Source organism: Kribbella sp. NBC_01510 (assembly GCF_045040325.1).
Taxonomy (GTDB): Bacteria; Actinomycetota; Actinomycetes; order Propionibacteriales; family Kribbellaceae; genus Kribbella.
The window spans coordinates 3,097,854-3,120,161 of the sequence record NZ_CP109418.1; the positions used below are offsets into that span (position 1 = coordinate 3,097,854).

Here is a 22,308-nt window from a genome sequence, read left to right on the forward strand (position 1 = left end):
ACCAACAGCGGCCGACCGTCGACAGTCCGCCCCGCCCCACACCGGGTGAGGCGGGGACGGAGCGGGAACCGACCAGGAGCACCACGCAACGCCCTCCGGAGCGACCCACACATCCAACAGAAGAGCCGGTTATCACCTGAAGTTGCTGGGCGGGGAGGAAGGCGAGGACGGGAGTGGGTCAGTTGACGACCGCGTAGGCCTCGACTTCCAGGAGGGCGTCAGGGCTGAAGAGGGCTACGACCTGGACGGCCGTGCCGGCGGGTGGGTTGGCGGTGTCGACGTACGCGTCGCGGGCCGCGCGGATCGCGGGCATGTAGGCGATGTCGGTGACGAAGTAGGTCATTTTCACGACGTCGGCGAAGGTGGCGCCGGCTGCCTTCAGGCACGCGTCCAGGTTGGCGAACACCTGGCGCGCCTGCGCGGCCGGATCACCCACCCCGACGAACTTCCCGTCGGCATCCAGTGCCACCTGCCCGGCGATCGCCACCCACTGCCCCGGTCCGGTCACGACATGGCTGTAACCGTTGCCTGGGGTAACACCATCGGGCCGCGGGAACGAGAGCTTGGTCAAGAGTTCCTCCCAGAGAGTCGTCACCTCATCTTCTCCCGGTTGGCCGGTCAAATCGCGGACGGGGTTGAGAAACCGGTTTCCGTCGGGAGAAGATACCGTCGTGGGCCGGACACCGAAGGACTCGATCACGATCGCCGATGTCGCGCGGGCGGCGGAGGTGTCGCGGGCAACCGTGTCACGGGTGATGAACGGGCGTCTCTCCGTCGCGCCCGACATCGCCGAGCGGGTGCGGGCCGCCATCGACCGGCTGAACTACCGGCCCAGCGACCTGGCCCGCAGCCTGTCCCTCGGCCGGACGGACATGGTCGCGCTGGTGGTGCCGGATCTCGGCAACCCGCTGTTCCAGCAGATCCTGCGCGGCATCACCAACGCCTCGGCCGCGGCCGGCTACCGCGTCCTGGTCGCCGAGACCGATGAGGACCCCAGCGCCGAGGCGGCCATCGCCGTGGAGGCCCGGCGGCGGTGCGACGCGCTGATCATGGTGTCGCCGCGGTTGCCGGAGGAGAGCCTGCTCGAACTGCTGCCGCAGGTGCAGCCGGTGATCCTGGTCAACCGGCAGGGCCCTCCGGAGGTCTCGTCAGTGGTCGTGGACTACGGCCGCGCGGTGCGGATCCTGGCGGATCACCTCGTCGGCCTGGGCCACCGGCGGCTGGCCTTCCTGGCCGGGCCGTCGGCGAGCGCGTCCAACACGGCCCGGCTGCGATCGCTCGAGGTGGCCGAGCGGGAGATCCCCGGGCTGGAGATCGTCCGGCTCGACTGCGGCTGGTCGATCGAGGACGGGTACGCCGCTGTCGAGCGCGTACTGGAATCACACGTGACGGCCGTGGTCGCGTTCAACGACCTGGTGGCCTTCGGTTTGCTCGCGCGACTCAACGAGGTCGGCGTCGCCGTACCCGCGGACCTGTCGGTGACCGGGATGGACGACATCGGCTTGGCGCGGTTCGCCGTACCGTCGCTGACGACTGTGCGGGTGCCGCAGAAGGGCCTTGGGGAGCTGGCGTGGCGGCGGATGTACGCCACGATCGCGGGATCCGATGTCGAGGTGGACGGCGTACCCGAGCTGCGGCTGGCGGTGCGGGCGAGCACTGGGCCGGTGCCGCAGGCGCCGCGGCTGCATGGGGATGCGCCGGCCGGGCGCGTGAGTTGGCAGCGGCAGGGCGACATCTTCGAGCTCAGCAGCGATTCCGGCATGCTCGCGCGGTACGAGTTCGGGCGGCGGACGCCGGAGGTCCACTCGCCGCGGCCCTATCTGCATCCGGTCCGGACGCTCGGCGGTCAACCGCTCACGGAGGTCAGCCCGGTCGACCACCGGCATCACTACGGCGTCTCGCTCGCGGTCGCCGGGGTCAACGGCACCTCCCATTGGGGCGGCCGGACGTTCGTCCGGGGCCAGGGCCCGACCCTGCTCACGAACCACGGCCAGCAACGCAGCCGCAGCGTCGCCGTCGACGACGATCACACGCTGCGCGACGAACTCACCTGGTACGACGAACAAGGCCGGCCGCAACTGGTCGAACGCCGACGACTGACGGGCTCGCTGGCCGACGGCGGCTGGCGGCTGGACTGGCAGAGCGTTCTCACTGCTCGCTACGGATCGATCCGCATCGACAGCCCCGCCACCACGGGCCGTCCGGACGCCGGGTACGGCGGCATCTTCTGGCGACTGCCGTCCGCCGAGACCACGACTGTCCTCAGCTCAGCCGGCGAAGGGACCGATGCTGTCTTCGGCTCGCTGAGTCCGTGGCTCGCCTTCGTCCAGCATCGCGCCGACATCATCACCACGTTGCTCCTGGTCCAGCCCAGCGACGTACGCCCGTGGTTCCTTCGCTCCACGGGGTACGTCGGTGCCGGTCCAGCACTGGCGTGGGACAGCCCACTGACCCTCCAGCCCAACCAAGACCTCGACCTGTCCCTCACCGCATTGCTGCTGGACCGCCCGATCGACCTCGCCGAAGCTGCCGAACTGGCGGCTAGAACGTAGGCAGACCGGTCGTCGGCGAGGAGGCCAGGGCCGACTGCCAGCGGCGGGGGACGCGGCCGGCCAGGCGGGCAGCTCGGCCGGCGGAGACGGCGTCGCGCATGGCCGCGGCCATCAGGGCAGGCTTCTCGGCGCGGGTGACCGGGGTGGCGAGCATGACGGCGGCACAGCCGAGCTCCATCGCCAGCGCGGCGTCGCTCGCCGTACCGATGCCCGCGTCGACGATCACCGGAACGTTCGCGGCCTCGGCGATGAGGGCGATGTTGTGCGGATTGCGGATGCCGAGCGCGGACCCGATCGGCGCCGCCAACGGCATCACTGCGGCACAGCCGGCCTGCTCGAGCCGGCGCGCGAGAATCGGGTCGTCGTTGGTGTAGGGCAGCACCGTGAACCCGTCGGCCACCAGGGCGTCCACGGCGTCGAGCAACTCGATCGGATCGGGCAGCAGCAGGTGGTCATCGGCGACGACCTCGACCTTGATCAGGTCGGTCTGCAACGCCTCCCGCGCGAGCTTCGCGGTCAGCACCGCCTCGGCGGCGGTGTGGCAACCGGCCGTGTTCGGCAGGACGTCGATGCCGTGCTTCTTGAGTACGTCGAGCACCGAGCCCTCGTGGCCGGTGCCGAGCCGGCGCATCGCGACCGTGGTCAGTTGGGTGCCGGAGGCAATCAATGCCTCCTCCATCACTTCCAGGTTGGCCGCACCGCCCGTGCCCATGATCAGGCGCGAGGTGTACGTCCGCCCGCCGAGCTCCAGTGGATCGTCCATGTCAGCCTCCTTGCACCGCGCTGACGATCTCGACCCGATCGCCGGCTCGCAGGGCGGTGGACGCCCATTCGGCCCTGGTGAGCACGTTCTGATTGATCGCGACCGCGATCCCGGTGGTCCGGTCGGAGTACTCGCCGATCAGCTCGGCCACGGACTTCCCCGGGGCGACGTCGGTCGCCGCACCGTTGACCCAGACAGCTTCCTGCATCGCTTCCTCCCTACGCCGGAATTACCCGATTCAGGTTCAGCGGTCGGCGACGGCCCAGTCACCCTCTCAGCCCACTCCTGCAAGCTCCCGCGGCGCTTTCGACTCTAGCTCACGTCTTCCCATGACCGCCAACGCGTCTCGAAGGCAGTACGCCATGGCCGGAAACCGCTACCGTGTGTATTGGGGGAAGGTGAGCAGAGATGGGGACGATCGATCGGGCTCACGGGGGAACAAAACTTGGCCTGCTGATAGCCGCGGCTGTGGTGCTGGCAGCAGTTGTCGTGGCGCTGAGGATCGGATTCGGCGGGGCCGATCCGCCGGGTGCCGTCCCGTGACGTCCGAGCCGAGCTCCGGGGTTCGGGGGCTCGACGTACAGCCGCTCAGCGACAAGTTCCAGCTCATCGACGGGGTGACCGGGTGGGCCTGGCGCGTGACACCGCAGACCGATGGTGTGCGGACGCTCCGTCTCACCCTGGTTGTGGAGCTGAACGACCTGCCCCTCAGCAGCCGTACCTTCGAGCAGGCGATCGCGGTCGCCGTCGAGCAGCAGCCGCCGTGGTACGAGCGGGCGTGGGGGTTGCTCGATGTCGCCGGCGTGGTGACCGCGATCGTCATCGCCGCGATCCTGGGATCCGCCAAGCTGGCACGCGTGTGGTGGGTACGCCGGAAGGCGGAAGAGGAGGCGGGAGGCGAGGACAGCGGTACGGCGGCCGACGCTCCGGAGGTCTCCGCGCCGACGGCCGCCGCCGACGGAAAGTCCACCGCCAACGGGAAGCCGACGGCCGCCGCCAACGGGAACAAGCCGAATCCGTGAGTACTGCTCTTCCCCGGTCAGTCGAGGTCCGATCCGGTGAGCAGGGCGGCGAGTTCGGTCGGTCGGTAGAGCACCTGCTTGCCGGTTCGTTGCGCTTCGACCAGCCCCGTACGACGCAGCAGTTGCAGGTGCTGGCTCACGGCCGAGGGCGTCACCTTCAGCTCGCCGGCCAGGTCGGTCGTTGTCCGGGGATGCGTGAGCAACGCGAGGATGTGGGCTCGCGGCGTACCGATCAACTGTGCAAGGTCTTGCCGTGACGGCGGTTCGACGACGGACCACAGATTGGCCTGCCCCCGCGGCGGATACCCCAGCAGCGGCTCGGCCCCGACGTCGAACGGAATCACCGCATGCGGCCCGAACAACGTCGGCTGTAACACCAGCCCCCGCCCGTCCACCCGCTCGGTCCGACTCGGATCGCTGACCCGATCGACTTTCAGTTGTCCGTTCTGATAACTGATGGCCGGCCCGAGTCCGTTCAGCATCGCCCCGGTCCCGTGCTGCGTGAGCACATGGCCGCGGTAGCTGATGTCGGCCGACAGAATCGTCCGCATCCGATCCCAGTACGGCGCCATCGCCAACTGCCAGTACGCACGCAGCGCGTCGACAACCCTGGCGGGACCATCAGCACCGGCAAGCTCGTCGGGTACCTCCTTGTTGACCGCGACGAACTGCCGCTCGAACGTCCGCCGATCCACCGCCCCGATGATCTCGAGCTCATCCTGGATTTGCGTCAACGGCGAGGTAGGCCGCGGCGTCAGGAAATCCGGACTCCCCATCGTGTCATTGACCAGCCACCGCAACACCGACCAATCCACCTGCTCGACCACCGGCTGCACACCCCGAACCCACCCCAGCTGCAACGGAAACCGCCCCGGATCCCGCAACGCCCGCAACGACAAAACCATCTCCGCTGCGGGCGAGATCGCGAATCGCACCTCCTCCAGGTCTCGCGAGCTCAGCTGATAGGTCAGCACGCCGGTCCCCTTCGTCGATGTAGCTCGATCCTAAATCGACTCGGATGTGTCAGTGGATCTGGAACTCCCAGAGGGAGAATCCGTACTGGGTGGCTCGCTGGATGCAGTGCAGCCGGACGTACCGGGCTGTCGTCGGAGCGAAGCTACTGCCGCGCCAGGAAACGTCGAGGTCGTTACCGCACTTGCCTTCCGCCCGGGTCAATTTCAGGGGACAACCGCGCAGCTGCACCCTTCTACCCACCGCATACCCGGGGTGAAGGGACTACATCAGGGGTGAACCCCGTACCTGGCCGCCGGGGCCGGCTTCGGGTGGTCACTCCGGATTACCTCCCCACCTTGCTTGACGCGGTACTAGCTGTCTCGACCCCACCCGATCCGGCGTTGTTGGAGTAGACGTCGCGCCAGGCATTGCTGTCATCGGAGACCTGGATGGCATAGGTCCTGGCGTACGCCGCCTCCCAGTACATGGTCGCGCCCTTGACGCTCGTCGGCGTCCCCAGACCGACCTGGAGCCAGTGATCGTCGGTGCGGTCGGAGCCACACCGGGACAGGTTCCCGTCCACCGCCTGGCCGGCGATCTCGAACCCGGTCGAGGCGGTCGCGGGCTTGTTCAGCGCGAGGTTCGGCATCGACTCCGGCTCGGGATCCTGCTCGGGAGGATGGTGATGCCGCTGTAGTTGCTTCGATCAATGATGTTCATCGCCGTCAGCGTGGTCGCCGGAGTGGTTGCCTCCGGCATCATCACGCGATCGAATCGTACGTCGCGATGGCCGAGGACGAGTCGAAGCCCTTCAGGACGCCGTACGTCCAACGCCTCCGCACCCCAGCCCGTCGACGTCGACGTCACCGGTGCGCAGTACCTGACCCTCGCGATCGACGACGCCGGCGACACCAACGCCCACGACCACGCCGACTGGGCCGACGCCAAGCTGGTCTGCTCCTAGCCGTTCGCGGCGACTCCGACCTTGTGGCCGTGGACGTCGGCGAAGACGCCGAAGCTGGTGCCCGGCACCTGCTGGGTCGGCTGGATGATCTTGCCACCGAGCTCTTCGGCCTTCTGCAGGGTCGCGGTCACGTCGTCGACCGCGACGAAGAACAGAACTTCGTCCTCGGCGCCTTGCCGTGGGCCGATCGCCACATAGGGGCCGGCTTCGCTGCCGGTGTCGATGAACGTGTAGCCGGGGAAGCCGCCTTCGGACGCGACCTTCCAGCCGAAGAGGTCCGCGAAGAACTTGCGTGTGACGTCGGGGTCCTCGGACCGGATCTCGGTGTGAACAACTGGATGGGACATCAGATCTCCTCAGGTTCTGGGTCTCTTCGTGACCCGTGGTGCTTACCTGACGATCACCGCACCTCAGAATCGACAGCCCTTGTGGGGTAAAGGATCGGCTGAACCACTGCCCGGATCGCACCATGTCGCAGACGGTGCTCAACCGTCGCTGTTCGTACTCACAGCAGGGTCGACGCACCCCGGCTGTAGGCCAGCCTCGTCGCGAGAGCAGTACGTTGCACCGGTGGAAGTCCCCGTGGATCAGGACCCTACGTGCCGACGCAGCGGCCGGGGACGGCTCAACGGCGTCGCTACCTGGAACGCAGCACCACGAGTAGTTCCACACAAAGTCCGGGTCGAACGTGCTGTCCAGCTCCAGCCGTACCTCGCCGCAGGTGGCTGTCCGCAGCGTGAGCGCCACGGAATCGCCCTGTCGTAGGCTGCCTGGAGTCGACGATGAGTGGGGATCTCATGACCAAGCTTTCCATGCACGAGAGCCTCCCGTTCGACGAGGCGACGGCGCCCTCACTCGTGTCTACCGGCGAGCTTCCACAGGCAGACCAGGTCAGGGATGCCGTCACCGAGGCGTACGAGCGCTATCGGTCGAACGGCGACGGTGCCGTCGCGAACTACATCCCCGCGCTGGCGAGCGCATCACCTGGACTATTCGGGATCTCCGTGGTCGGGGCCAGGGGCCGGTCCTTCGAGATCGGTGACGTGGAGACGGCCTTCTCGATCCAGAGCGTGTCCAAGCCCTTCGTCTTCGCGCTGGTCTGCGAGGCGATCGGGTATGAGGCGGCACGACGTCGGTTGGGCGTCAACAGCACGGGATTCCCATTCAACTCGCTGATGGCCGTCGAGTTGAATGACGAGCGGACGATGAACCCGTTGGTCAACGCGGGTGCGATCGCGACCACCAGCCTCGTTCCTGGCGACACGGCGGAGGAGAAGTGGGAGAGGATCCGCGACGGGCTTTCCCGCTTCGCCGGCCGCGAGCTCACCTTGAGTAACGATGTTTACGAATCTGAGTCGGCCACCAACATGCGCAACCAGGGCATCGCCCATCTCCTGGACAGCTACGAGCGGCTCTACTTCGACCCCGACGAGGCCACCGACGTCTATACCCGGCAGTGCTCCCTCGACGTGACCGCCCACGACCTCGCGGTGATGGCTGCCACGCTGGCCAACGGCGGGGTGAATCCGATGACAGGCGAGCGAGTCATTGTCGCGGGGGTGTGCCGGCGGGTGCTGGCCGTGATGGCCACTGCAGGCCTGTACGAGCTGTCCGGGGACTGGCTGTACGAGATCGGGATGCCGGGCAAGAGCGGCGTCAGTGGCGGCATTGTGACCGTGTCGCCCGGCAAGGGCGGCCTGGCGACCTTCTCACCTCCGCTCGACGCCGCCGGAAACAGCGTCCGCGGCCAACTCGTCACGAAGTACCTTGCCGAGCGCCTCGGCCTCAACCTCTTCGCCTCCGAACCCACGTAAGCCAAACCCCAAGCCCCTGCAGCCACGCGTCGACTTCGCCGACGACGAGACCGCGAACCTGCCGACTGTCGACGGACCGGCGAACGCCACCAAGAACGAGTACGGGCCAGGCGAGTGGATGCCGCCCAACCGCAGATCAGCCCGCGTGGGCTGAATCAACCTCGGTCGGCGGAACGCCGGACGGACGCCACGCTTAGACCTATTGGGCTGTCGGCGTCGCGGAGGCGTGGCTGCGCTTGTCCTCCTGACGGTGGGCGTCGTCCGCAGGGTAAGGCAGGGGCCGGCGACGGGTTCGCCAGGGCCTGGCGAGAACGAGTCGGCGACGGTTCCCCCAGGGGTGGCGAGAACGAGTCGGCGTGAGCTGAGCGCCGACCGATCGATGGCAGCCTCCCCGGAGGGAGGTCGTCAAGCGCCGGGTCGTTCATCCTCCAGCGCCTCACCCGGCCCGACTGCCTTCCCGGGGCCGATGTGGAGATCATCAGCTGGCTGGACGACCATGTTCGCTGCGTCCTGAGCGCACCGTGCATGTCTGGATCACCGGGGCCATCATGCCGTTGCCTGCAGCAACTACCATGCGGGCGTGGACGCTGTTGCGCGGGTCGAGCGCGGCCACCGTGTCCCCCCGGGGATAGCAGTAGCGGCCGAGCTGTCTCGGGAGCCGGTCACCAGGGCCAGCTTGCGTCCGTCGTTCATGGGCAGCCCTGCGTACCGCTGATCAGTCCGGGCGACCCTTCAGTCGGCGGCTGACCGCGCGCTCGGCCTCCCGGCTGGCCTCGCGCTCGGCGAGCGTGTGCCGCTTGTCCCAGGTCTTCTTGCCGCGGGCCAGGGCGATCTCCACCTTCGCGCGACCGTCCTTGAAGTAGAGGGTCACCGGGACGATCGTCAGCCCGCTCTCATTGACCTTGCGCTCGATCTTGTTGATCTGGGCACGATGCAGCAGCAGCTTCCGCTTGCGGCGTGAACCGTCGTTGAACCAGCGGGCCCGGGAGTACTGCGGGATGTGCACGCCGTACAACCAGATCTCCCGGTTCTCGACAGTGGCGAAGCCGCCGACCAGAGACGCCCGCCCGGCACGCAGGGCCTTCACCTCCAAGCCCTGCAGCACGATCCCCGCCTCCCAGGACTCGCCGAGATGGTAGTCGTGGGCAGCCTTGCGGTTGCGCGCGACCACGGGATCGATCTCGGGTTTCTTCACACGGCGATTCTGCCCCCACAGCCCGACAGCCCGACAGCCCGACCTGCGAGGCGACGGACGCCGGGCTGGCTGTACTGGCCGAGAACGCCGAGCTTGCTGCCGGCTCTAGACAACTCATTGATCCGGGAGGCGGTGTCGGATCGGGGCGGTGGTGCTCGTTGCAGGGGTGAGGCTGCCCACGAGGGGTCGGCCCCGAAGAGCAGGAACCGCGATCATGAAACTGACGACCACGACGACGACCCGTCCGACGTCCTCCCGGTTGATGTGGGCGATCCTGGCGCTGGTGCTGCTCGCCGAGGCCCTGGACGTGATCGACTCGACCGTCACAAACATCGCCGCGCCCACCATCGCCGAGGAGCTGCATGGCGGCCAGGGCCTGATCAAATGGTTGGGCACGGCGTACATGCTCGCCATGGGCGTGCTGCTCGTAGTGGGCGGCCGGTTGGGCGACAAGTACGGGCAGCGCAGGCTTTTCCTGATCGGGATGGCCGGCTTCACGGTCGCCTCGGCGGTGGCGGGTTTGTCTCCTGACCCGGCGTTGCTCGTCGTGGCCCGGGTGGCGCAGGGTGCCTTCGGCGCTCTGCTGATCCCGCAGGGCATGGCGATCATGACGAAGACGTTCTCGCGGGAGATGCTCACCAAGGCGCTCGCCCTGTTCGGCCCGCTGCTAGGGGTGGCCACCATCGGCGGCCCGGTACTGGCCGGCTTCATCATCAGCGCCGACCTGTTCGGGCTGTCCTGGCGCCCGATCTTCCTGATCAACCTGGTCCTGGGCGTGGCCGGTTTGGCGGTGGCGGTCAGGATCCTCCCGTACGACGACGGCGACCACTCCACGGTCGTTGACGGCTGGGGCTCGGGCCTCCTCGCCGGCGCGATGTTCGGCCTGCTGTACGGCCTGATCGAGGGCTCCACCAACGGCTGGACCAGGATCCCGATCACCTCGATCGTCGTCGGCCTGGCGTTCTTCGCCGCCTTCGCGCACCGCCAGTCGACCGCCGCCGACCCGCTGCTCAAGCCGTCGCTGCTGCGAAACCGAGGGTTCACCTCCGGCCTGCTCGTCGGGCTCGCCGTCTTCGCCGCCACGATTGGGCTGGTCTACGTGCTGTCGCTGTTCCTGCAGGAGGGCCTGCACGCCTCACCGCGCGCCGCGGCGTTGGCTATGCTGCCGCTGACCCTGGGCACCATCGGCTCCGCGTTCGCCGCCATGGGTGGCCTGGTCGCCAAGCTCGGCCGCACCCTGATCTTCATAGGGTTGGCAATCGTCCTGGCCGGTTGCGGCTGGGTGCTCGCCCTGGTCATTGCCTCGGGCACCGGCCTCGGGCTGTGGACGCTCACCCCGGCGTTCTTCGTGATCGGTCTCGGGCTGGGCTCCTGCTACAGCACGATCTTCGACGTCGCCCTCGGCGACATCAACCCCGACGAGGCCGGCAGTGCCAGCGGCTCGCTCAGCTCGATCCAACAACTCGCCGCCGGAATAGGATCGGCCGCAGTCACCTCGATCTTCTTCCAGGGCGCAACGTCAGGCCTGGACCACGCCATGAAGATCAGCCTGATCGTCGTCCTTGCCCTGGTCGCCCTCAGCATCCCGCTCGTCACGCGCATGCCCCGCAGATCCCCGGCCGGGACCCACCACTGACCAGCGCGCTCAATGCTGCCTTGTGGCTCGGGGGTGTTGACGGCCGCCGGCTCAGTCCCAGAGTTCTCCTCGATCCGGTGGTCGCAGGTGACCTGCGGTCCTCCGACCACGACAGTTACGTCTGGGAGAGCGAGCAGCGCCTGGACGTGTGGTGGGTTCGCGGTCGACCAGACTCAGGCCGGTTTCGGTCGGCGGATCAGTTGGTAGGCCTTGCAGCCCAAACACAGCCCGATGGATGCGTTGAGGGCTGCCACGCCGAAGGCGAGAGCGGTGAGGCCGTAGCCAGCGACATCGACACCGAGTGCAAAGGTGGTCAGCGCCAGAGCGGTGAACACGAAGCCGACGAATTGGGCGAATCTCGGCGGCCGAGCATCCTCCAACTCGGCTGGCACTCCGATCCGCGGCCAGATGACACGGGCGAAGATCTGCGCCCACAACGACCACTGAAAACTCACGAACGCGGTGAACGCAAACACGGCGACCTGGGAGGCGAGCAGGCCGAGACCCAACGGTCGAGCAACGTCAACGATGAGCAGCACCACGGCGAGCACACTCGCTGTGGCCCCGGCGCTGAATCGCAAGAGGCGCGGATCGACACGGGCACGGAGCGGGCACGCGCCAAAACTGCTGCCGGGCATGTGGTTCTCCAGAGAGTGAGATGCCAGCTAGTCCGATGCATATCAGGGTACTCGGCCCACACCTGCATCTGTTCCGACAAGTGTTTGAACCATGGGCGCCGCCGGATGCGAGCCTGCAAAAGGCAAGACCGGGGTGCAGGCGCCCGCTCTCGCACCGTGCTCCAGTCCGAGACAACCCTGGCCATCGAGCTGCCCGGCAACGACGACCTCGTCATGCGCCGCACCACCACCCAAGCCGTGCGTAGCATCAAAGGTCAGCGCATACACGGTTTTGGTAGGCCCCGTGGGACTCGAACCCACAACCCGCGGATTAAAAGGCTGCGCGATGGCATGAACTCTGCCATCTCTAGGCGTCGGGAGTACCGCAGCCGACGCTTCTGGACGCCTCTGCCAGCACGAGTTGACTCCAGTTCGCGTCATGAACCGTGTCACGGGATGCCGGGCCGCCGGCAGCTCGGCAACATCCCTAGGTGATCGACTAGCCCAGCGCGCTGGCCGCGCGAGAGTCAGCCCAGGCGATGAGGCAACTGTCGGATGTCCGCTCAGTGCATCCGAGTGCGCCTAGCCGTTCATTGCTTGGCGACGTCGGTAGATCCAGACTGCACCGAGCGCGATGCCGGCGCCACCGAGTGCAGATGCGCCTGTTTGCATGGTCTCCGCTCCGATGTCGTCCGATGCGCTGCTGACCGTTGCAGCCTCGACGCGGGGCACCTCGTACCTCGGGTCGTAGTTCGGGTGGTTGTAGTCGGGACTCTTCGCCTCGGAGCCTGGATAGCCGGAGCCTTCGTCCGGCCCGTCATACATGGCCGTCTCAGAGGCCGTCGGTGCGTTTCCGGGCCCGGGCACGGGGACCTCGTGGCACGCAGGGTGGTAGGCCCAGTGGCAATCCGGCGTTGTTGTGTATCCGGATCCCGGCTCCGGGCCTGGTCGTGCCGACGCTTGGGTCGCGCCGAGCGCGGCAGCGCTCAGTGCGAGTGCGGATACGGCGATGGTTGTGCGTGCGTGGTTCATGACTAGCCTCCTGACGAAGGTCCGGTTCGGGTCCGGACGCTTTCGACGCTAGGTTTGCCGGCCGCCGGCCGGTATACGCGGTGTCGCGTATGGCTCGGGACGCGGCGACGGCGTAGCGTCGCAAGCGGAGGCGCTCATGGCCGACGGCATCAGCGGACGGGACCTGGACGCGCTGCGCGGTCTGCTCGCCCTGAACATGGACGATCCCGGCCCGGTGCTTCCGTGGGAGCTGATGGAGTGCATGCGGGACCTGTTCCACAGTGACCGCGTGGAGCTCTCCCGATTTCAGCCTGGTCTGGAAGCGTTCGTACTCGAACAAGCTCTGGCCGAGACCCAGGAGGTCCAAGTCGGACCGTACCCTCCGGACCCGCGCTACTGGGAGCTGTACCGGTCGACAGACGCCTGTAGCTACGCCGACCGCACCGGCGACATTGCCAGCGTGGCCAAGCTGAGCGACTTTGTGTCCGACCGCCAGTGGCGGGCCAGCCCGATGAGCGTCGACTACGCCTCCGGGCGTATGCGTGCGTTGATGGCCTACTTACCCGACGAACCCGGCCACAGAACGCGGCTGTATCTGTGGCGCTGCTCAGGCCGGGACTTCGATGAGCGCGACCGGCTGCTGCTCACGCTGCTGCGGCCGCACCTGATTGCCGCGTTCCGCGCCGCCGAGCGCCGCCGCCAGGCACCCGCGGCGCTGACCACACGACAGCTCGAACTCCTGCAATATGTCGCTCAGGGCTACACCAACACGCAGATCGCCCGGCGGATGGTGTTGTCGGAGGGAACCGTACGGACGCATCTGAACCACATCTACGAGCGCCTTGGTGTCACCAGTCGCACCGCGGCCGTGACGAGGATGAGCACCGCCGGACTGGAATAGCCGACCAACGGGCAGGCGACGCTTGGTCGCGGTCTCGCCCGTCGACGATCGCGGTGCGGCTGGAGCTTGTCGACCTCTGTACCAGTCTTGCAATGGCGGGACCGACCTTTGTCTGCAGAGCCCAAGGCTGAGCGTTGGAGACCGAATCGCACCGCTGACCGACGGATTAGAGGTGGACGGACCGCGTTGTCAGGCCTGAACTAGCGAAACTCTGGCCTACTTCAGTTCGCTTGTCGTCGACTCCGGCTCACTCCAGTAGCCGGTGCTGGATTCCCAGGGGGATTCCCAGGCCGCATGGGAGTGTGGCGGTCTCGCTCGAGGGGGACGATCAGCCCCTCCGGGGTCATCCAACGTGTCTCCAGCTCGGATCTCGCCACTCCATTTGGACAAATCCAGCTCGACGATGGGGGAGATCAGCGTCGGCTGGTTCGATCAACACGTGCACCGGCACCGTGCTGGAGTTTGTCATGGTCCACCCCCAGCGGGTCCCGAGCGACGCATACCCATCCGACCTGATCGATCTGGCTCTTCTCTGCGTTGGCGTGGTTACGCTTGAGGATGCTGAGGCCGAGGAGCAGAGCTCCGACGGTACTGATGCCGCTGACCCACTCAGCCACCGAGCCTCAGTCCAGCGACCGACTCCCGCAGATTGAAATCCGGGCCAGCAGTCTCATGCCGTCAAGCTAGAGGCGACGATCACCGCGACACGAACCGCCACTCCCGGTTCTCTAGAGCTGAACGTCCTTGCGAGGAATCGATAGGTGGGTCTTGATGTCCCACGTGGGCCGGCCCCATCCGGGCCGGCGCCAGTAGACGCGCTGGAGAACCGCGGTGTCGTCCTTGCACCAGGCCGGCACTACAACGTCCCAGCCGCCATCGGCGCAGTCGACGTTCCATTCCCAGCCCTGGCCGTCCGGCGGCACCAGCAGTTCCGCCGGCGGATCGGCCGTCGCAGCCTTGCGCGCCGCCTCATCGTTCAGGCCACGCACGAGGCGGTACGTCTTGGCGTACTGCCACCCGTCCGCCCATTCGATGGCGTGCCACCTAGCCAGCCGCTCAGCCGCGTCCGGGTAGTAGAGATGCGGCTCGCTCACCACTCCACTCCGCGGATGGATTCACCCTCCGATGATGACGGATTTCCCATGCTTGAAACGCTAATATCTTTTCTAGCTAACTACAAGCTTTCCCAGCATGCTGTGGGCAGCCGGATAGCGGTGTTAGCGAGTCGCAGACGGGAGTAGGACGGTGAACGATGACGCTGTGCCCGCCAAGCCCGAACCAGTCGATGCGCTGATCGCGGGCAACGTGCGCGCCATCCGAGCGCGCCGAAAGGAACGCCAGGCCGACCTCGCGGCCGACCTTGGGTGGTCCCCTCCGGTGGTTGGCGACCTGGAGAACGGCCGCCGGCGAGTGACGGTGGCCGACATGATCAAGCTGTGTCGGGCGCTCGAAGTGGACCTGCACGAGCTGCTGCACGGCATCGATGAGGACGATCTGAGAGCCCTGGGGCTCGACCGCCGGCGGGACTAGCCCGCGCAGAGCTCGTAGTGCCTGCTGAACTGCTCAGCGTTAGCCGCCTCGCGCAGTTGGTGGCAACTGCGATGAGTCTGAGCCGTTGAGTGTGGCGGCCGCGGTCTCTCTCTTCTGGAGGCGGCGACACCCGCAACGATCCGGACCTCGGGTTGCCCGTTATCACCGGGTGGGGCAGCTGCGGGACTTGCGAATCGGCTCGCAATTCCTCCAGCATTCGATTAAAACATGAATGTGCGCAAGTGTTCGATTAAAATGAATGATTGCTAACGGCGGACACTTGACATATCACCCTGATGCGCAAACGATCGAAAGAGCATTGGGAAAGATTTTAGCATACCCGTCGGAATCTTGCTGAGAATTCTCAGCAAACCGCGGTGCGACGAGGGAAGGCCGGGAGGCCAGTTGACGGCCTCGCTTCCCGAGCGTCCTGGGTTGGTCCCCGCACGCGATCGTTTGTCGTGTCGCTGGCCGGCCGTGGGTATCAACGGACGATCACGTGCCCTCCGACATTGTGTGGCCACTGTCTGGTGGTTAGGGAGGATCGGACGATGAAACGTCAAGGAGAGAAGCCGCCGATCGTTCAGCCAGCGCTTCCTGCCGTCCCGGACCTGCGGCCTGGTGACGTGGCGGCACTTCAGGGCCTGGCAAAGAACACGCTGGTTGCTGGCAAGACCACGGCTTTGCGAATGTTCGCAGGTGCAGGTTCTATCGCCAGTACCGTGAACGCGGAGGCGACAGTGCTGCGGCCCGACGGCTCCCGGCGCACACTGTCGTGGGCCAGCGGTTCTTTCACCGTAATCCCGGACAGTAGCGCTGGCCCGAGCATTGTGGTGGTCATTCCGGGGCGGATTATGCCGTGGACAGGAACTTACTACTTCCGACTACTCGTGACCGACGTCAATCAGCTACCTGTACTGACGGGTGCGCTTGCCGCTGAACTCCTTCCGACCAAGGATCTGCGTGTCATGGTGGCGCGACTATGGTCGGGCACTCCACCCAAGCCGGGCGAGCTGGGGGCTGCGGATACGGCGATGCAGCGGCTGTCGTGGATCTACCCGGTACGTGACGGAGTCAGCTCGCTTGACGGGCAGCCGGACGCGGGACTGCGCTATGACCTTTATGACAACCCGATAGGCCCACCAAATCAGGATGGCCACCTGTGCCCGCTTTTCGCCCAGTGGGCGAATCGCCCGGCCGGTGACTCCATCGACACGGCGATCACCTACCGGTTCCCGAACGCGGGCGAGGGGTCCGGCGGGAATTCCGGTCACCGATGTCCCGGCCAGAGCGTCCTGTACTCAGTCATCGTGTGGGGGGCTCCGCTGGCCAACGTGTTCTGCCAGGAGACTGCTCACGCGTTCGGGCTCGAAGCGCCGCAAAGCCCTCACCTTGACCCGAGTTTCGATCAGCACCACTCCAAAGACGTAGCGATCGACCCGGCGGATGCTGAGATGGGTTTCAATACCCAGTTCAGCGCGCCGTGGCCGGCCCCGATCTATGACGTCATGTACCCGACGGGGCCTGACCCGGAGTATCCCGACCCTGACCACAGCCTTAACTCGTGGGACTGGGAGAACCTGCGCCAGCAACTTGTGCAGCTCCCGTCGACCGGCCCGACCGCCACCTTCATCAGCTGGACCAGCCTGGCCGGGCAGCAACTCCGCTCGTTCCCCGTGGTGATCCGCAACGCCGACGGTCGGCAAGAGGTCTTCGTCCTGGGCGGCGATCACGCTTTGTATCACATCTGGCAGACCACTCCTGGTGGTGCCTGGAGCGGCTGGTCCTCGCTGCAGGGACACGACCTGCAGGATCTCTGCGAGGTCGCGAGCGAGGCGGATGGATCCCTGGCCGCGTTCGTGCTGGGCGGTGACGGGCGCCTCTACCACCGTAGGCAGATCACGCCCAACGGCGGCTGGGCGGACTGGACAGGACTCGGCGGCGACCAGGTCAAGGACTTCGCCGTCGCGCAGAACGCCGACGGGAGGCTCGAGATCGCCGCGGTCTTGGGTGACGGGGTCATGTACCACGTTGCCCAGGTCACTGCCAACGGCGGATGGGGGAACTGGGACAGCCTGCAAGGACATGGCTTGCAGGGCAACGTGTCGCTGGCCCGCAATGCCGACGGCCGGCTGGAGGCCTTCGCCGTCGGCGGCGACGGCGTCGTCTATCACATCTGGCAGCAACGCCCCAACGGTCAGGGCGGTTGGAGCGGCTGGGCCAGCCTGGCCGATCCCTCGCTACCCGCCATCTCCAACCTCATCGCTGTTCCGGGCGGCGACGGACGGCTGTACGCATTCATGATGCGGTCAGACGGCGCTGTCTCCTATCGCGCTCAGGTAGCGCCCAACGGCGGCTGGGCTCCGCCCGTGCACCTCTTCGGGCAAAGCCTCCTTTGGCCCTGCGCCGTCGGGCTCAATCCCGACGGCCGCCTCGAGATCTTCGTGGTCGGCGGCGACCGCCACCTCTACAACCGCTGGCAGATCGACGCGGCACAGCCGGATGCCTGGTCGCAGTGGGTCAACCTCGGCGGGCGTGACCTGCACGCCGGCATCGCAGCGGGGGCCGACGACTCTCACGAACTCGTCCTGTACGTGATTGGCGGCGACGGGCAGCTCTACCGGGGCCCCAGATGAGCCAGGTGCCGGTCCCGGATGACGATTTGGCCGGCACGGCCGTCCTCAAACTGTCGTTTCGGCACTGTCGGGAGTATCGGCTCTGGGCCATAGGGTGGTGGAATGGGTTATCGAGGTTGACTCGATGAGGAAGGGTTTGTCGTGGATAAGGCGGTCGTGGGGCCGGCGGATGCGATTGAGGCGCTGCGGGCGGAGCTGACCAGCGCCGTCGAGCGGAGCGAACAGCAGCGCATGCGGTTTTCGCTGGAGCCGATCGAATTGTCGATCCAGGTTGCAGGCGGGAAGGACGCGGACGGCAAGATCGGCTGGGTTGTACGGGAAGAGCTTGGGCGGGTGTCATGGATCCTGTGACTTTGATCGTGGCGGCGTTGGTGGCAGGCGCAGCAACGGGGGGGAAGGATGTGGTCAGCACCTCGATTATGGATGCGTATAGCAGTCTGAAGGCGCTGCTCATCAAACGGTTTCGGACGTTCGCCGCTGACCAGTCGAACAGTGCCGGGCAGGCGCCCGTGGAGCCGATGACCGTCCTCGAGGCGCACGAAGCCAATCCAGATACCTGGAAGGCCCCGCTTGAAGAAGCTGTGAAGCGGACTGGGGCCGACCAGGACCCTAGGATTCTTGCCGCGGCAAGGGCCCTGCTTGCGCATGCCGACCCGCAGGGAGCCGCAGCCGGCAAGTACCAGGTTGACCTGCGCGGCGCCCAAGGTGTGCAGGTCGGCGACCACGGACAAATGAACGTCAGCTTCGGCGAGACCACCGCTCGACGTTTGTCGGGGTCCGAACCCGTCGACTGAATCCCACACGACGAGTGAAGTCCCGTGATCGCCAACCTCAACTCGCCTCGGCACGGAGATAAGTACGCACGAACCAAACCGAGGTGCAAGTGCGGTGGTATCTGACGAGGATCCGAGTGCTCCTTCCGGAGGACGTGCCGGCGAGAGCGGCACCCATGCCGTTAACGCTCGCGGGGCGACGGGTGTGCAGATCGGTGACGGCAACACCCAGATCATCTACAGCTACAACAGATTGACCTGGACCGATGGGGTTTCTCCCCCTCCGCTCATTGCCGTCTCCGGAAGAATTGAGTCTCCCTATCGAGGATTACGCGCCTTCGAGGAACAGGACGCCGCGTTCTTCTTCGGCCGCGAGGCGGCTACGGCGTCGCTGCTGGACCGCTTATCGCGGCAGCTGAACGGTTCGGGACCGCTGGTGGTGTCAGGTGTGTCCGGTGCGGGCAAGTCGTCGCTGCTGAAGGCGGGCGTATTGCCGCAGCTGCGCGGTGGTGGACTCGCGGCCGCACCGGCGGCGGCGACGTGGCCTTGCCTGGTATTCACCCCCGGCCATGCGCCACTGGACGAACTGGCCGTGCGCGTGGCTGCGCTGGCGAGGATGGACGCCGCCGCGATGCGCCGTGGACTGGAAATCGATCCTGCAAGCTTCGCGTTGACCACGCGTCAGGTAGCGCTCACCCAGGCCAACGGCCAGATCAGTGATCCTGGTTCGAACCCCAAGCGTCTTATCTTGCTGGTCGATCAGTTTGAGCAGTTGTTTACACAATGCACAGACGAGCTCCAGCGACAGGCGTTCGTGACGGCTTTGCACGCCGCGGCCACCAGCGCGCGGAGGGAGAACCACGGTGCGCTCGTCATGCTCGGCGTCCGCGCCGACTTCGAAGCCCGCTGTACGGACTATCCGCAGCTGGCCGACGCGGTCCAGGACCGCTATCTGGTCACGTCCATGACAGCCAGGCAGTTACGGATGGCCATCACCGAACCGGCGAAGCAGGCAGGTTCTCGTGTTGACGAGGAACTAGTCGAAGCGTTGCTGGACGAGATCAGCACACACCGCTCAGTGTCGTCTTCAGCGGAGCGGGGACCAGTCTCCCAAGCAGGGGTGCTGCCCTTGCTCTCACATGCATTGGACCAGGCCTGGCGAAACCGTGCCGGAGCGACGCTTTCGCTCGCCGACTACGAGCGGACCAGAGGCATCGAAGGAGCTGTGGCTGACAGCGCGCAACGCGCCTACGACCGACTCACCCCGGCCCAGCAAACGGTCGCCCGGCAGGTATTCACCCAGTTGGTCACGACGAGCCAGGACGGTGTGGACACAGCAGATCGTGTGGCGCGAACAGAGTTGATCAACCGCGAGAACCCTGCCGAAGCCGCCGACGTCGAGGCTGTCCTGGAGGCTTTCGCCGCCGAGCGGCTGCTCACCCTGGGAGCCGGCACCGTTGAGATAAGCCATGAGGTGCTGCTCACGTCGTGGCCATTGCTGCGTGACACCTGGCTGGCGACGACCCATGCCGACCGTATTATCCGCTCCAGGCTTCACAGTGTCGCTTCGGAGTGGAAACGTGCCGACCGCGACCCGTCATATCTCTACAGTGGCACTCTGCTCGAAGCCGCAGCGGAAGCCGTCGCCCGGACCGACCTCGCGTCCGCTCGCCAAAGGCCGCTCAGCGGCAACGAACGTGACTTTCTCCGAGCTAGCGAACGAGCTCGCCGCCGAAGAGCGCTCCGTCGGAGGACCTTCACCGCATTCCTGGCGGCGACCGTCGTCGCGCTCGCCTTCGTCGCGACCTGGGCCTACCGCGCAAGCCAGGATGCTATCCAGCAACGCGACGGTGCGGTCTCCCGTCAGCTGATCAATGAGAGCGAAAGCCTCGGCGATACCGACCCCGCGATCGCCAGGCTCGAGAGCATCGCGGCGTGGGGCATCCATCCATCCGCCGACGCCCGATACGCCATGTTGGCCGCTGCCGCGCTCCCTGGCATCGCCACCCTCAACGGCCACACCGACTATGTGGTTTCGGTAGCCTTCAGTCCGGACGGCAAGACGATAGTCAGCGGCAGCAGCGATCACACGGTGCGGCTGTGGGACCTCGGCACTCGCCGGCAGATCGGAAGCCCACTCACCGGCCACACCGACACTGTTCGGTCTGTGGCGTTCAGCCCGGACGGCAAGACGATAGTCAGCGGCAGCAGCGATCACACCGTGCGGCTGTGGGACCTCGCCACCCACCAGCAGATCGGAAGCCCACTCACGGGCCACACCGACGCCGTCTATTCGGTGGCGTTCAGCCCGGACGGCAAGACGATAGTCAGCGGCAGCGCCGATCACACCGTGCGGCTGTGGGACCTCGCTACCCGCCGGCAGACCGGAAGCTCGCTAACCGGCCACACCGATAGTGTCAACACGGTGGCGTTCAGCTCGGACGGCAAGACGGTGGTCAGCGGCGGCGCCGATGACACGCTGCGGCTATGGGACGTGGGTAGCCACCGACAAATCGGAACCTTTCCCACCGGGCACACCCAATTCAAGTACTTCTCGAACATCATCTACTCGGCTACGTTCAGCCCGGACGGCAAGACGGTGGTCAGCGGCAGCGCCGACGACAAACTCCGGCTGTGGGACGTGGCCACCCGCCGGCAGATCGGAAGCCCGCTCACCGGCCACAGCAACTTCGTCTATTCGGTGGCGTTCAGCCCGGACGGCAAGACCATCGTCAGCGGCAGCGCCGATCACACCGTGCGGCTGTGGGATGTCGCCAACCGCCGCCAAATAGGAAGCTCACTCACCGGCGACACGGATGGCGTCTCATCGGTCGCTTACAGCCCTGACGGCACGACCGTGGTCAGCGCTGGCGCCGATCACACGGTACGGCTGTGGGATGTGACCAGCTACCAACGGATCGAGAACCCATTCACCGGCCACACCGACGTCGTCATCTCTGTGGCGTTCAGCCCGGATGGCAAGACGATAGTCAGCGGCAGCGCCGATCGCACCGTGCGGCTGTGGGACGTGGCCACCCGCCGGCAGATCGGAAGCCCACTCACGGGCCACACCAACTTCGTCTATTCCGTGGCGTTCAGCCCGGATGGCAAGACGATAGTCAGCGGCAGCGCCGATCACACCGTGCGGCTGTGGGATGTCGCCGCCCACCAACAGATCGGCAGTCCACTCACCGGCCACACCGACACTGTTCAGTCTGTGGCGTTCAGCCCGGATGGCAAGACGATAGTCAGCGGCAGCGCCGATCACACCGTGCGGCTGTGGGATGTCGCCACCCGCCGGCAGATCGGAAGCCCACTCACGGGCCACACCGACGCCGTGTATTCGGTGGCGTTCAGCCCGGATGGCAAGACGGTGGTCAGCGGCGGCGGCGATTTCACGATACGGCTGTGGGATGTCGCCACCCTCCAACAGATCGGAGACTCCCTCACCGGCCACACCAATGTGGTTTATTCGGTGGCGTTCAGCCCAGATGGCAAGACAGTGGTCAGTGGCAGCTTCGACCAGACACTCCGGCGATGGGACGTGGCCACCCGTCAACAAATCGGAAGCCCCCTGACCGGACACACCTATGCTGTGATCTCCGTGGCGTTTAGCCCGGACGGCAAGACGTTGGTCAGCGGCAGCGCCGATCACACGGTAGGGCTGTGGGACGTGGCCACCCACCAACCCATCGGAAACCCACTCACCGGACACACCAGGAACGTCACCTCCGTGGCGTTCAGCCCTGACGGCAAGACGGTAGTCAGCGGCGGCGCCGATCACACGCTCCGGCTCTGGGACGTCGGCTACCTCGTGAACATTGTTCCCCATCTGTGCGCCGTGATCGGACGATCCTTCACCCCCGAAGAGTGGCGGACCTATGTACCACCAGGCCCTGCATATCGAAGCCTCTGCTAATCGGTCGCGGACGGATCCCGC

21 protein-coding genes and 1 riboswitch are annotated in these 22,308 nt (G+C 66.3%); of the genes, 11 read left to right on the forward strand and 10 right to left on the reverse strand.

The annotated features are described in order from the left end of the window. Nucleotides 1–178 precede the first annotated feature (178 nt). A complete protein-coding gene (locus tag OG558_RS15360; protein WP_405070867.1) occupies nt 179–595 on the reverse strand; it encodes a RidA family protein in 417 nt (138 codons plus the stop codon). A gap of 76 nt (nt 596–671) precedes the next feature. Here OG558_RS15360 and OG558_RS15365 point away from each other — a divergent pair, with 76 nt between their 5' ends. Continuing rightward, on the forward strand, nt 672–2,552 hold the full coding sequence (locus OG558_RS15365; RefSeq protein WP_405070868.1) for a DUF6807 family protein: 1,881 nt from the start codon (nt 672–674) through the stop codon (nt 2,550–2,552). On the opposite strand, the gene OG558_RS15370 is transcribed toward OG558_RS15365, so the two are convergent. Together OG558_RS15370 and thiS are read right to left on the reverse strand one after the other, a co-directional pair. Continuing rightward, nucleotides 2,542–3,315 (reverse strand): thiazole synthase, encoded by a 774-nt coding sequence (locus tag OG558_RS15370; protein ID WP_329483907.1) that lies wholly within the window; start codon nt 3,313–3,315, stop codon nt 2,542–2,544. The two genes, OG558_RS15365 and OG558_RS15370, sit on opposite strands and share 11 nt — an antisense overlap. A gap of 1 nt (nt 3,316) precedes the next feature. Beyond that, entirely contained in the window at nt 3,317–3,523 is a 207-nt protein-coding gene (gene thiS / locus OG558_RS15375; RefSeq protein WP_405070869.1) for a sulfur carrier protein ThiS, read from the reverse strand. Beyond that, nucleotides 3,514–3,624, reverse strand: a riboswitch (TPP riboswitch). It overlaps the preceding gene by 10 nt. A 230-nt stretch (nt 3,625–3,854) precedes the next feature. On the opposite strand from thiS, the gene OG558_RS15380 reads away from it, so the two are divergent. Further along, nucleotides 3,855–4,337, forward strand: a complete 483-nt coding sequence (locus OG558_RS15380; RefSeq protein WP_405070870.1) for a hypothetical protein — start codon at nt 3,855–3,857, stop codon at nt 4,335–4,337. 17 nt (nt 4,338–4,354) lie between these two features. On the opposite strand, the gene OG558_RS15385 is transcribed toward OG558_RS15380, so the two are convergent. Both OG558_RS15385 and OG558_RS15390 read right to left on the reverse strand, forming a co-directional pair. Continuing rightward, entirely contained in the window at nt 4,355–5,311 is a 957-nt protein-coding gene (locus OG558_RS15385; protein WP_405070871.1) for a DUF5937 family protein, read from the reverse strand. Between the two features lie 323 nt (nt 5,312–5,634). Beyond that, entirely contained in the window at nt 5,635–5,940 is a 306-nt protein-coding gene (locus tag OG558_RS15390; protein WP_405070872.1) for a discoidin domain-containing protein, read from the reverse strand. Between the two features lie 60 nt (nt 5,941–6,000). Here OG558_RS15390 and OG558_RS15395 point away from each other — a divergent pair, with 60 nt between their 5' ends. Continuing rightward, complete coding sequence (locus OG558_RS15395; protein ID WP_405070873.1) at nt 6,001–6,255, forward strand: NPCBM/NEW2 domain-containing protein; 255 nt, start codon at nt 6,001–6,003, stop codon at nt 6,253–6,255. On the opposite strand, the gene OG558_RS15400 is transcribed toward OG558_RS15395, so the two are convergent. After that, nucleotides 6,252–6,602, reverse strand: coding sequence for a VOC family protein (locus OG558_RS15400; RefSeq protein ID WP_329483912.1), 351 nt, complete (start codon nt 6,600–6,602; stop codon nt 6,252–6,254). The genes OG558_RS15395 and OG558_RS15400 overlap by 4 nt on opposite strands. A gap of 435 nt (nt 6,603–7,037) precedes the next feature. Between OG558_RS15400 and glsA the strand changes: the two genes are divergently transcribed. Continuing rightward, nucleotides 7,038–8,069, forward strand: a complete 1,032-nt coding sequence (gene glsA, locus OG558_RS15405; RefSeq protein WP_405070874.1) for a glutaminase A — start codon at nt 7,038–7,040, stop codon at nt 8,067–8,069. A gap of 715 nt (nt 8,070–8,784) precedes the next feature. Here glsA and smpB read toward each other — a convergent pair. Next, nucleotides 8,785–9,264 (reverse strand): SsrA-binding protein SmpB, encoded by a 480-nt coding sequence (smpB, locus tag OG558_RS15410; RefSeq protein WP_405070875.1) that lies wholly within the window; start codon nt 9,262–9,264, stop codon nt 8,785–8,787. A 214-nt stretch (nt 9,265–9,478) separates the two neighbouring features. Here smpB and OG558_RS15415 point away from each other — a divergent pair, with 214 nt between their 5' ends. Beyond that, nucleotides 9,479–10,900, forward strand: coding sequence for an MFS transporter (locus OG558_RS15415; protein ID WP_405070876.1), 1,422 nt, complete (start codon nt 9,479–9,481; stop codon nt 10,898–10,900). A gap of 173 nt (nt 10,901–11,073) precedes the next feature. Here the strand turns inward: OG558_RS15415 and OG558_RS15420 are convergent, their stop codons facing one another. Beyond that, nucleotides 11,074–11,538: a DUF4395 domain-containing protein gene (locus OG558_RS15420; protein ID WP_329483917.1), complete on the reverse strand. Its 465-nt coding sequence runs from the start codon at nt 11,536–11,538 to the stop codon at nt 11,074–11,076. A 561-nt stretch (nt 11,539–12,099) separates the two neighbouring features. After that, nucleotides 12,100–12,342 carry a hypothetical protein gene (locus OG558_RS15425; RefSeq protein WP_405070877.1) on the reverse strand — a complete coding sequence of 81 codons (243 nt, stop codon included), beginning with the start codon at nt 12,340–12,342 and terminating at the stop codon, nt 12,100–12,102. Nucleotides 12,343–12,685: 343 nt separating this feature from the next. On the opposite strand from OG558_RS15425, the gene OG558_RS15430 reads away from it, so the two are divergent. Then, on the forward strand, nt 12,686–13,429 hold the full coding sequence (locus OG558_RS15430; RefSeq protein WP_405070878.1) for a response regulator transcription factor: 744 nt from the start codon (nt 12,686–12,688) through the stop codon (nt 13,427–13,429). A gap of 728 nt (nt 13,430–14,157) precedes the next feature. Here OG558_RS15430 and OG558_RS15435 read toward each other — a convergent pair. Further along, nucleotides 14,158–14,523 carry a hypothetical protein gene (locus OG558_RS15435; RefSeq protein ID WP_405070879.1) on the reverse strand — a complete coding sequence of 122 codons (366 nt, stop codon included), beginning with the start codon at nt 14,521–14,523 and terminating at the stop codon, nt 14,158–14,160. 166 nt (nt 14,524–14,689) lie between these two features. Here OG558_RS15435 and OG558_RS15440 point away from each other — a divergent pair, with 166 nt between their 5' ends. The 5 genes from OG558_RS15440 (at nt 14,690) to OG558_RS15460 (ending at nt 22,287) form a co-directional block, all read left to right on the forward strand. Next, a complete protein-coding gene (locus tag OG558_RS15440; RefSeq protein WP_405070880.1) occupies nt 14,690–14,959 on the forward strand; it encodes a helix-turn-helix domain-containing protein in 270 nt (89 codons plus the stop codon). Nucleotides 14,960–15,510: 551 nt separating this feature from the next. Further along, nucleotides 15,511–17,595 carry a hypothetical protein gene (locus tag OG558_RS15445; protein WP_405070881.1) on the forward strand — a complete coding sequence of 695 codons (2,085 nt, stop codon included), beginning with the start codon at nt 15,511–15,513 and terminating at the stop codon, nt 17,593–17,595. Between the two features lie 141 nt (nt 17,596–17,736). Further along, the gene (locus tag OG558_RS15450; RefSeq protein ID WP_405070882.1) at nt 17,737–17,946 is read left to right on the forward strand and encodes a trypco2 family protein; all 210 of its coding nucleotides are present in this window, start codon (nt 17,737–17,739) and stop codon (nt 17,944–17,946) included. Next, nucleotides 17,943–18,389, forward strand: a complete 447-nt coding sequence (locus tag OG558_RS15455; RefSeq protein ID WP_405070883.1) for a hypothetical protein — start codon at nt 17,943–17,945, stop codon at nt 18,387–18,389. The genes OG558_RS15450 and OG558_RS15455 overlap by 4 nt, the downstream gene beginning before the upstream one ends. 184 nt (nt 18,390–18,573) lie before the next feature. Beyond that, entirely contained in the window at nt 18,574–22,287 is a 3,714-nt protein-coding gene (locus tag OG558_RS15460) for a hypothetical protein (protein ID WP_405070884.1), read from the forward strand. The last annotated feature ends 21 nt before the right edge of the window (nt 22,288–22,308 follow it).

Coding starts and splice junctions, on each gene's coding strand:
- glsA (WP_405070874.1), top strand. CDS start 7,038: ATGAGTGGGGATCTCATGACCAAGCTTTCCATGCACGAGAGCCTCCCG.
- OG558_RS15430 (WP_405070878.1), top strand. CDS start 12,686: ATGGCCGACGGCATCAGCGGACGGGACCTGGACGCGCTGCGCGGTCTG.
- OG558_RS15370 (WP_329483907.1), bottom strand. CDS start 3,315: ATGGACGATCCACTGGAGCTCGGCGGGCGGACGTACACCTCGCGCCTG.
- OG558_RS15395 (WP_405070873.1), top strand. CDS start 6,001: ATGATGTTCATCGCCGTCAGCGTGGTCGCCGGAGTGGTTGCCTCCGGC.
- OG558_RS15425 (WP_405070877.1), bottom strand. CDS start 12,342: ATGTATGACGGGCCGGACGAAGGCTCCGGCTATCCAGGCTCCGAGGCG.
- OG558_RS15445 (WP_405070881.1), top strand. CDS start 15,511: ATGAAACGTCAAGGAGAGAAGCCGCCGATCGTTCAGCCAGCGCTTCCT.
- thiS (WP_405070869.1), bottom strand. CDS start 3,523: ATGCAGGAAGCTGTCTGGGTCAACGGTGCGGCGACCGACGTCGCCCCG.
- OG558_RS15420 (WP_329483917.1), bottom strand. CDS start 11,538: ATGCCCGGCAGCAGTTTTGGCGCGTGCCCGCTCCGTGCCCGTGTCGAT.
- OG558_RS15390 (WP_405070872.1), bottom strand. CDS start 5,940: ATGCCGAACCTCGCGCTGAACAAGCCCGCGACCGCCTCGACCGGGTTC.
- OG558_RS15415 (WP_405070876.1), top strand. CDS start 9,479: ATGAAACTGACGACCACGACGACGACCCGTCCGACGTCCTCCCGGTTG.
- OG558_RS15400 (WP_329483912.1), bottom strand. CDS start 6,602: ATGTCCCATCCAGTTGTTCACACCGAGATCCGGTCCGAGGACCCCGAC.